This is a genomic window from Alteromonas sp. KS69 (genome assembly GCF_003989595.1).
In the GTDB taxonomy this organism is placed as follows: Bacteria; Pseudomonadota; Gammaproteobacteria; order Enterobacterales; family Alteromonadaceae; genus Alteromonas; species Alteromonas naphthalenivorans.
Window position 1 is genome coordinate 1 of sequence record NZ_PYHU01000054.1, and the last position, 1252, is coordinate 1252.

Annotated in this window: 1 protein-coding gene; it reads right to left on the bottom strand. The window is 49.2% G+C overall.

The annotated features are described in order from the left end of the window. Window positions 1-23: 23 nt before the first annotated feature. The gene (locus C7Y69_RS20850; RefSeq protein ID WP_013782999.1) at window positions 24-1145 is read right to left on the bottom strand and encodes an ISAs1 family transposase; all 1122 of its coding nucleotides are present in this window, start codon (window positions 1143-1145) and stop codon (window positions 24-26) included. Between the last annotated feature and the right edge of the window lie 107 nt (window positions 1146-1252).

A 1252-nucleotide genomic window follows, 5' to 3' on the forward strand; every position in this document is an offset into this window, starting at 1 on the left:
CAGGGCAACCGCATGAGTGCTCACTAATTAATCATGCCACTAAAACCCGCAGTTAGCACAGCTTCCAGATAGCTGGCTTTCATCCAAGCCCGTTTTTGCTTGGCGGGTATGCTGCCTTTTGATGACTCTGCCCGCAACATGTTTAGCGCTAAATGGCGTAGCATCGACCAGTTTTCGGCACCGTGATTCTGGTGTATCTGGCAGTCGTCTTCACCCATGCTGACATCCAGTACCCAATGCAAGCTGTTCTCTACAGCCCAGTGAGAACGTACTGCTTCGGCTAGTTGCTTCTCACTTAATGGTGCGGAGCTGATATGGTAGCGATATGTCAGTTCAGGTGCTTTGCCTTGTTGTTGGCGGAAGCTCATGCTCATGCCAAGCGTCTTTAACTCAGGCCATTGCGGGAACGCTTTGCTCACGTCATCAGCACTTAACACATGGTATGTCCGGGCTTCTATGCGACCCCGCTTTTGCTCGAAGGTTAAGCCACCAAGTGGTGCTTCCCGTGTCTCAGTAAACGCATCCTCGACTGCTTTACAGAGCTTGCCCTGATTGCTTTTGAGTGTGAACAGGTAATCACCACCTTGCTCGACTATTTGCTCTGCGATGCTGGTCTGGCAGCCCATAGCATCAATTGATACCAAGGTGTCCTGAACATCAAGTAACTGAATAAGCTCAGGGATCGCTGTAATTTCGTTCGACTTCTCTGAGGTTTTAACCTGACCTAAAACGACTTTATTGGTGCAGGCAAACGCGTTGACCATGTGTATCGTTGATTGGCGGTCACCGCGCTGGTAGGAGCTTCGCAGCGTTTTACCGTCAATCGCAATCAATTGTCCTTCGGTGCTTTCATGTACAGCCTGCATCCAGTTGATAAAGCAAACTCTAAACTGCTCTGGGTCGATACGCGAAATGGTACGGGCAATAGTGTCATCAACGGGGACGCCATCGCGCAAGTAACCATGTTGTTGGAACCAGCCAATATGACCGTCGGCATAGTCCCGGATATCGCTCCACCCTTCGGCTCCAGCGACGACACCACACAAGGTGATAAACAAAATATCCTCAAGTGGATAGGTCACTTTTGCTGATTGACGCGTGTCAGATAATTCCCCAAAGTGGGTGGTGAAGGCTTCGATATACATGGTTTTACTCCCCAAAAAGAGAGTATAAGATCACGACTAAACCGGATCGTCAAACTGATCGTTTAGTTTCCGCCAACTGGTCAATAAATATTCACGATCTCACCCTG

Excerpts from the sequence above, each read along its gene's own strand:
- C7Y69_RS20850 (WP_013782999.1), bottom strand. The coding sequence starts at position 1,145 with ATGTATATCGAAGCCTTCACCACCCACTTTGGGGAATTATCTGACACG.